Source organism: Nocardia amamiensis NBRC 102102 (assembly GCF_001612745.1).
Lineage (GTDB): Bacteria > Actinomycetota > Actinomycetes > Mycobacteriales > Mycobacteriaceae > Nocardia > Nocardia amamiensis.
The window spans coordinates 54,752-64,195 of record NZ_BDBA01000064.1 but is presented as its reverse complement, the minus strand read 5'-3'; the positions used below and the strand labels follow the sequence as shown (position 1 = coordinate 64,195).

The 9,444-nt window shown below is 69.7% G+C and carries 3 protein-coding genes; all 3 read left to right on the top strand.

Annotated elements, in window-relative coordinates:
- The coding region (locus NA4_RS14770) for a M23 family metallopeptidase (RefSeq protein ID WP_157129014.1) at nucleotides 1-408 on the top strand (408 nt) is incomplete at its 5' end.
- Between the two features lie 143 nt (nucleotides 409-551).
- On the top strand, nucleotides 552-1,535 hold the full coding sequence (locus NA4_RS14765; RefSeq protein WP_067470181.1) for a helix-turn-helix domain-containing protein: 984 nt from the start codon (nucleotides 552-554) through the stop codon (nucleotides 1,533-1,535).
- Between the two features lie 291 nt (nucleotides 1,536-1,826).
- The gene (locus tag NA4_RS14760; protein ID WP_067470178.1) at nucleotides 1,827-9,269 is read left to right on the top strand and encodes a non-ribosomal peptide synthetase; all 7,443 of its coding nucleotides are present in this window, start codon (nucleotides 1,827-1,829) and stop codon (nucleotides 9,267-9,269) included.
- The last annotated feature ends 175 nt before the right edge of the window (nucleotides 9,270-9,444 follow it).

The window sequence follows — 9,444 nt, the reverse complement described above, 5'->3', positions numbered from 1 at the left end:
CCGTCGGCGGTGCGCCCGGTGGGCGGCGCGATCAGCTCCGGCTTCGGCAGCCGCTGGGGCGCCATGCACTACGGCGTCGACTTCGCCGACGCGCTCGGGGCCCCGATCCATTCGGTGAGCAGTGGCACCGTGATCGAAGCGGGCCCTGCCTCCGGGTTCGGCCTGTGGGTGCGGGTGCTGCAGGACGACGGCACCACCGCGGTCTACGGCCACGTGAACGAGATGTTCGTGCACGAGGGCCAGCGGGTGAACGCGGGCGACGTGATCGCCACCGTCGGCAACCGCGGCCAGTCCACCGGTCCGCATCTGCACCTGGAGATCTGGGATCGGGCCGGCACCAAGATCGACCCGCTGCCGTATCTGGCCGCCAAGGGCGTGCCGATGCACTGGGGTCCGTCGGCACACTGACTTTCCCTGTCCAGCTTGATATTCCGACGATCGCACCGTTGCGCGCCGTGGCGTCTTTCGCGCCCGGACGAGGCGCGAGGCGCTGTGCGCACGGGTCTCATGGACCAGCCCCACAGGCACCGGTCGGTCGCTAGGCTCGGCCCGTGATCGAGCTGGGCGACATCTTCGAGCCTGGGTCACCGCACGGCCGCACCTACGCCGTGCTGGTGCACCATCCGCGATCGCGTCTCGCCGATATCGCGCAGTACCTGGGCATTTCGGAAGACCTCGCGGCCGACTCGTTGGATGTGTTGTGTGAGTTACGCGCCGCGGTCCGCATCGAGTCGCCCGACGGCGGCACGGTCTGGGACGCGCACGCACCGGAGTCGTTGTCGGAGGCCGAGGCACGGCGCAGGCAGCACGAGATCAACCAGATGCATACCGCCGCGGCGCGACTGAGCGAGACCTTCCGTTCGGTGCGTCGCTCGCCGCGCGGTAACGGCGCCGTGGTGCCGGTGTACGAGCGGCTGGAAATGCTCGCGGATTTCGAGGAGATGCAGACCGGTGCGCGCAGCGGCATCAAGCTGATCGAACGCGGACCGTACCTGAGTGATCCGGAACGTGAGCGGCAGCTGTTCCAGCTCAAACGGGCCAGGCTCGGCGACGGCATTCGTTACCAGACGCTGTATCAGGACACCGTCTACCAGGACCCCGAACGCCTGCGCCACGCGCTGTCCACCAATGCCAGTGGGGCACAGGCCAGAACACTGCCCGAGCCGCCGTTCAAGCTGATCATCAGCGACGACGAGCGGGCCAGCCTGGTGCTGCACGCCGACGAGCGCAGGCCCGATCCGATGGGATTGCGCTTCACCGGATCCCCCGCGCTGGAACTGCTGATCAAGACCTTCGACGTGCTGTGGGCGATGGCCGCGCCGATCTCGGTGAATCCGTCCGCGGAGGCGCTGGACGAACGCGACCGGGCGATCCTGACGCTGATGGGACTCGGCGCCACCGACGACACCATCGCGCGCAGGCTCGGGATGTCGCGGCGCACGGTGGTCCGCCGCACCGCCCGCCTGCTGGAGCGGCTCGGCGCGAGCACCAGATTCCAGGCGGGGGTGCAGGCCACGCGGCGGGGATGGCTGTGAACAACTTCACCGCTACGGGGACGCCTGCAACATGACCGGCCCAGCGCCGATATAACGACAGGCATCAGGCAAAACACCGCATCCGGGGGGATCGACGGTGTCCGAGGAGAGGACGGTACGGACAAGGGGGCGCGGACCGCACGCGCGGCAGCCGCGGCGATCGAAATACGGCGCGCGGAGTTACCGATCAGTCCCTTATATGATTGCTCGGACCGCGCTGGGCCCGGAAAACAGACCCTCGGCCCGGAAATGCCCTGGTCTTGGCTCGATGCGAGAGGTGAATGCACTCGAATGGAAACCGCCCGTCGCTCCACTCGTGGTAGCCGTCGTCGCAGGTCGGGCAGTCCCCTCTTCGGTCAGCTGCTCACCGCCGCCGTCGAGTCCGCCGCCAGCGAGGTCGCGATCCGGTTCAACCCCACGGGAGATCCGGACGACGATCAGGAACTCACCTACGCCGAACTGGACGCGGCGTCCTCGCGGCTGGCCAGGGAACTGATCGAGCGCGGTGTCGGCCCGGGCGACGTGGTCGCCATCGGGATCTCGCGCAGCGTCGAGTCGGTGCTCGCGGTCTGGGCGATCGCGAAGACCGGCGCGGCCTACGTGCCGGTGGATCCCACCTACCCCACCGACCGGATCAACCACATCGTCGCCGATTCCGGCGCGACTGTCGGTCTCACCATCTCGGCGCATCGCCCGGTGCTCGGCACCGGCGCGTACTGGGTCGAGCTGGACGACCCGGTGCTGTCCGCGCGGATCGCCGCGCGCCCCGGGCATCCCATCTCCTACACCGACCGGATTCGCCCGCTGGACGAGCGGCATCCGGCCTACGTCATCTACACCTCCGGATCGACCGGGAAGCCCAAGGGCGTCGTGGTCGCGCACAGCGGCCTGGCAGGGCTGGTGGCCGCGGAGCGCGAGCACTACGGCGTGACCGAGGACTCACGGGTACTGCACGTCTGCTCGCCGAACTTCGACGTCTCGGTGCTCGAACTGCTGCTGGCCTTCTCCTCCGGCGCGACGCTGGTGATCGCGCCGCCGACGGTGTTCGGCGGCTTCGAACTGGCGGATCTGCTGCGGCGCGAGCGCGTCACACACATGCTCATCACCCCGGGCGCCCTGGAATCGGTGGATCCGGCCGGGCTCGACGATCTGCAAGCCGTGGTGGTAGCCGGTGACAAGTTCGGTCCGGAACTTGTCGGCCGCTGGGCCGGTGAACGCGAGTTCTACAACGGTTATGGGCCCACCGAGGCGACCATTCTCGCGACCAGCACGCCGCCGATGGCGCCGGGTGAGCCCATCACGATCGGCACGCCCATCCCGGGAGTCGGTGCGTTCGTCCTCGATTCGCGGTTGCGGCCGGTGCCGGCCGGAGTGGTCGGCGAGCTGTACCTGTCGGGTCCGGCGCTGGCGCAGGGTTATCTCGGACGGCCGGGTCTGACCGCGGAGCGGTTCGTCGCCAGCCCGTTCGGCACCGACACCGGCAACCCGGGCGCGCGGCTCTACCGCACCGGAGACCTGGTGCGCCGCATCGAATCCGCGGGCCCGGACGGCGGCGCCATCGAATACCTGGGGCGCTCGGACTTCCAGGTCAAGATCCGCGGTTTCCGCATCGAGCTCGGCGAGATCGACAACGCGCTCACCAGCCACCCGGACATCGATTTCGCGGCCACCCTCGGCAAGGCGCTGCCCTCGGGCGCGACCGCGCTGGTGTCGTATGTGCTGCCGCGGTCGGGAGCCGATGTGGACACCGACGCACTCACCGAGTTCCTCGGCGAGTCGTTGCCCGCGTACATGATTCCCACGTCCATCCTGGTGCTGGACGAGATCCCGCTGACGCCGGTCGGCAAGCTCGACCGCGCGGCGCTGCCCGAGCCCGTCTTCGCCGCGCGTGCGTTCCGCGCGCCGTCCACGCCGGTCGAGGAGATCGTCGCGGACGTGTTCGCCGCGCTGCTGGTGCCCGAGGAGGACGGCCGGGTCGGCGCGGACGACGACTTCTTCGAGCTCGGCGGCAACTCGCTGCTGGCCGCGCAGGCCGCCGCGCGCATCGGCTCGGCGCTGGATCTGCGGGTGCCGGTGCAGTTGCTGTTCGAAGCGACCACCGTCGCCGCGCTCGCCGCCCGCGTGGAGCAGCACGCGGGTTCGGCCGCTGGCCAGGCGCTGCACGCGCAGCCGCGGCCGGAGCGGGTGCCGCTGTCCTACGCCCAGCAGCGCATGTGGTTCCTGAACCGGTTCGATCCGGCCAGCGCGGTCAACAACATTCCGGCCGCGGTGCGACTATCGGGCCGGCTCGACGTCGAGGCGCTGCACGCCGCGGTGCACGATCTCGCCGAGCGGCACGAGGTGCTGCGCACCCTGTACCCGGAGGTCGACGGCGAGGGCTACCAGTTGGTGCTGCCCGCCTCCGATCCGCGTGCCTTGCCCGAGCTCACGGTCGAGCAAGCCGGGGAGTCCGAGGTTCCCGCGCTGGTGGCCGCAGCGGTGACTGAGGGTTTCGACGTCACGGTCGCGCCGCCCGTGCGGGTGCGCTTGCTCGCACTGAGTGCGACCGAGCACGTGCTGATCTGCGTGGTCCACCACATCGCGGGCGACGGTTTCTCGATGGGTCCGCTGACCCGCGACCTGATGAGCGCCTACGTGGATCGGATGCGCGGCGGCGCGCCGGAATGGCCCGCGCTCGAGGTGCAGTACGCCGACTTCGCGATCTGGCAGCGCGAGATCCTCGGCGCGGAGGACGACCCGGATTCGGTGCTGGCGCAGCAGATCGCCTTCTGGCGCACCGAATTGGCCGCGCTGCCCGAGCAATTGGAGCTTCCCGCGGACCGGTCGCGTCCCGCGGTCGCCTCGCATCGCGGTGCGACGCTCGGTTTCGAGATCGACGCCGAAGTGCACGCCGCGTTGAGCCAACTTGCGCAGCAGCATAATTCGACGTTGTTCATGGTGGTGCACGCGGCATTGGCCGTCGTGTTGTCTCGTTTGTCCGGCACCAGGGACATCGCCATCGGCACCCCGGTGGCGGGCCGAGGCGAGGCGGCCTTGGACGACCTGATCGGCATGTTCGTCAACACGCTGGTGCTGCGCACCGAGATCGATCCCGGCGCGCGGTTCGACGAGCTGCTGCGCGAGGTGCGCGCCATCGATGTCGAGGCGTTCGGCCATGCCGACGTTCCGTTCGAGCGGCTGGTCGAGCTGCTCGACCCGGCGCGGTCGGCCGCGCGTCACCCGCTGTTCCAGGTGATGCTGACCTTCCAGAACCTGGCTCGCACCGAGCTGGAGCTGCCCGGTCTTTCGGTGTCCGCGGTGGATCTCGCGGTGCCGCTGGCGAAGTTCGACCTGCAGCTGGCGCTGGTGGAGAACATCGACCGGCACGGCGCCGCGCAGGGTATGTCGGCGGCGTTCACCTACGCCACGGACCTGTTCGACGAGGCGACTGTGCAGGACTTCGCGGATCGGTTCCGCCGGATCCTGCGCGCGGTGGCCGTCGACGCCACGGTGACCGTCGGCGATATCGACGTGCTGGCCCCTGGCGAGCGCGAACTCGTGCTGCACGAGTGGAGCACCCCCGGCGCCGCGGTGCCCGACGTGACGCTGGTGGACCTGATCGGCGCGCAGGCGCGCAGGCGGCCCAATGCGGACGCGATCCGTTTCGGCGACACCACAATCTCTTTCGGTGATCTGCAGCGCAGGGCGAATCGGGTGGCCCGTGCGTTGATCGCGCAGGGCGCGGGCCCGGAATCGCTGGTGGCCGTCGCTGTCCCGCGCAGCGAGGAACTGCCCGTCGCGCTGCTGGCGGTGCTGACCGCCGGTGCGGCGTACCTGCCGATCGACACCACCTATCCGGTGCAGCGGCTGGAGTTCATGCTCGCCGATGCCGCCCCCACCTGCATCCTGGCCACCGCCGCCGAGCGGGAAGCGCTGCCCGCGGGCACTATTCCGGTGCTTCTGCTGGAAGACATCCTCGCGGCGACCACCGCGTTCGATGACGGCCGGATCCGCGACGCCGAGCGCATCGCGCCGCTGCGTCCGGACAACCTGGCGTACGTCATCTACACCTCCGGGTCCACCGGCGTGCCCAAGGGAGTCGGCGTCACGCACCGCAACGTCGTCGAATTGTTCGCCAACACCCAGCTGCTGTTCGAGTTCGACGAGACCGACGTGTGGACGCTGTTCCATTCGTTCGCGTTCGACTTCTCGGTGTGGGAGCTGTGGTGCGCGCTGGCCAACGGCGGCGCCGTGGTGGTGGTCGACTACCTGACCTCCCGGTCGCCGGAGCAGTTCCGCGAGCTGTTGATTCGCGAACAAGTCACCGTGCTCAATCAGACCCCGTCGGCGTTCTACCAGCTCGCCGAGGCCGACCGGGCCGCGCATCCGCACGACCAGGGCAAGCTCGCGCTGCGCTATGTGGTGTTCGGCGGCGAAGCGCTGGATCTGCGTCAGTTGCGGCGCTGGTACGAGCGTCATCCGGTGGACTCGCCGTGGCTGGTGAACATGTACGGCATCACCGAGACCACGGTGCACGTCTCGTTCCTGTCGCTGGACGAGCAGATGGTGGACAACGCGGCCAGCGTCATCGGCCGCGCGCTGCCCGGCCTGGACGCCTATGTGCTCGAGGACCGCCTCAACCCGGCTCCGGTCGGTGTCGCGGGCGAGATCTACGTCGCGGGCGCCCAGCTGTCCCGCGGCTACCTCGGCCGTCCCGGACTCGCTGCCGCGCGCTTCGTCGCGAATCCGTTCGGCGCGCCGGGATCTCGGATGTATCGCACGGGCGACATCGGCCGCTGGGTCGGTTTCGGTGGCCAGGCCACCCTGGAGTACGCGGGCCGCGGCGACCAGCAGGTGCAGCTGCGCGGCTTCCGCATCGAGCTCGGCGAGATCGAGTCGGCGCTGCTGCGCTGCCCCGGCGTGAGCCAGGCCGTGGTGCTGGTCCGCTCGGACGAGCACGCGGGTGATCGCCTGATCGGTTACGTGGTGCCCGACACCGGCGGCACGCTCGACTCGAGCGTGCTGCGCGCCCAGGTGTCGGAGTTCCTGACCGGCTACATGGTTCCCGACGCCGTCGTGGCGCTGGATGTCCTGCCGCTCACGCCGAACGGCAAACTGGACCGCAGGGCCCTGCCCGCACCGGAATTCATCGGCGCGGCGGCCTTCCGTGCGCCGAGTTCGCCGGTCGAGCAGGCGGTAGCGGAGGTGTTCGCGGGCCTGCTCGGCGCGGCCGAGGTCGGTCTGGACGACGACTTCTTCGCACTCGGCGGCAACTCGCTGCTGGCCACCAGGGTGGTGGCGCGGATCAACGAGGCGCTGGATGCGAATGTCGCGGTGCGCGAACTGTTCGAGGCGCCGACGGTCGCCGCGCTGGCCGCCCGTGTGGTGCCCGGCGCCGGTGGCGCGCAGCGTCCGCCGCTGGTCCGCGCCGAGCGAGTGGAGCAGGTGCCGCTGTCGCTGGCGCAGCAGCGGATGTGGGTGCTCAACCAGTTCGATCCCGCTTCGCCCGCCTACAACATTCCGCTGGCGATCCGGCTGACCGGTGTGCTGGATGTGTCCGCGTTGCGCTACGCCTTGGCGGATGTGCTGGAGCGGCACGAATCGCTGCGCACGCGTTACCCGGCGAGCGGGCCGGGCGGGCTGCCGTACCAGGAGATCCTGTCCGTAGCCGAAGCAACCTCCGGTGGCCTCGATGTGGCCGCCACCGACGACCCGATCGGCCGGATCACCGAGCTGATGCACACCGGATTCGATGTGACCGAAGAGGTCCCGGTGCGCGCCCTGCTGCTGGAGTCCGGGCCGGACGAGCACCTGCTTGCCATGGTCGCGCACCACATCGCCGCCGACGGCGCCTCGATGGCCCCACTTGCCCGCGACCTGATGACCGCCTACCTGGCCAGGGTCCGCGGCAACTCGCCGCGCTGGTCGCCGCTGGAGGTGCAGTACGCGGACTTCGCGATCTGGCAGCGGGCCGTCATCGGCACCGACGACGACGAGAACTCGGTGGCCGCACGGCAGTTGGCGTACTGGCGCGACCAGCTCGCCGGGCTGTCCGGCGAATTGCACCTGCCGCTGGACCGTCCGCGGCCCGCTGTCCCGACGATGCGCGGAGCCAACACCGGATTCGCCATCGCGCCCGAGCTGCACGAGCAGCTGGCCCAGCTGGCGCGCGAGCGCAATTCGACGTTGTTCATGGTGGTGCACGCGGCGCTGGCGGTGCTGCTTGCCCGGTTGTCCGGCGACTCCGACGTGGCCATCGGCACGCCGATCGCGGGCCGCGGCGAACGCGTGCTCGACGATCTGGTCGGCATGTTCGTCAACACCCTGACGCTGCGCACCGCCGTCGATTCCGGGGGTAGCTTCGCCGAGCTGATCGATCAGGCCCGCCGGATCGATCTGGCCGCGTTCGCCAACGCGGACATCCCGTTCGAGCGCGTGGTGGAGAAGGTCGTCCCGGGACGCACCACCTCGCACAACCCGCTGTTCCAGGTGATGCTGTCGTTCCAGAACGCCGAGCAGCCGACCCTGGAGCTACCCGGACTGACGGTGGCGGCTTTGGACGCAGGCGCGGCCGCGGCGAAATTCGATCTGCAGGTGACCGTCGAACCACGGCATCACATGGACGGCGCGTTCGGCGATCTGGTCACCGTGATCACCTATGCGACCGACGTGCTCGACGAGTCGACCGCGCAGGCATTCGGACGCAGGTTGGAGCGCATCCTCACTTCGGTGGTCGCCGACCCGGAGGTATGTGTCGGCGATATCGACATCCTCGATGCCGAGGAGCGGAATCGTGTCTTCGCCACACCGCAGACGACGAACGTGGCCGAGGCGGAGACCGCGGCACCGACCGCGGGCACCACGCTGACCCGGCTGTTCGCCGTCGCGGTCGAGGACGATCCGGAGGGGCCCGCCGTCGTGTCGGGCGAGGAGGCGTTGTCGTACCAGGACATCCACGCCCGGACTTCGCGGCTGGCGCGGGCGCTGATCGCACGCGGCTGCGGGCCCGGAAACGGGGTGGCGATCCGCCTGGATCGCGGCGTCGACGCGGTGGTGGCCATCTGGGCGGTGCTCGAGACCGGCGCCGCGCTGGTGCCGGTGTCCTCGGTCGACACGGCGCTGCCCGGTGCACTGGAGGTCAAGGTCGGGCTGGTCGCCGCGGCCGATGTCGTGCGTCAGGCGGGTGCCGCATCGGCCACCGGCAGTGTCGACTGGCTGGCGTTCGACGACCCCGCGGTGGTCGCCGAGATCGACGCCCAATCGCCGAGACCGGTCACGTACGCGAATCGGATACGCACGCTGCGCGGAGACGATCCGGCCGTCGTGCCGACGGGGATGCCGCGCACCGAGGGGCATGGCTTCGCACTGTCCTATGACGCGCTGGCGGCCGCGGCGGCTCGATTGTCCGCTCGTACCGGTCTGACCTTCGAATCGCGCACCTTCCGGTTCGGCGGCCAGGAGTCGGTGGCCGCCGTGCTCGAGGTGGTGGCCGCGGGCAGCGCGGGCGCTTCGGTCGTGGTCGCGGACCTGGAATCGGCGGAAGCGCCGCAGGCGTTGCTCGCGGAGGAGTGGGTGACGCACGTGTTCACCGACGCCACCGATCTCGCCGCGATCGACCCGGCCGAGTTGGAAGACCTGCAGGCCGTGGTGCTCGACGAGGCCTATTCGGTGCCGACACCGATATCCGAGAGTGCGATGCATGTGGTCGCACTCCCGGATCTCCTCGGAAGCGCGGTATCCGGCGATGCCGGGTGACTCCTGCCTTCCCAGGCACGGTTGAGCAACCATCGCGGTGGGTATCGTGTCGGACGGGGCCGAATAGCGCCGCGACGGCGATGCCCCGATAACGGCGGGCGCGCCGGATCGACGGTGCGAGGTGGCGTAGTGCTGCCACGCTGGGCGGAAAGACAGCTAGACCAGATAGTAGTGA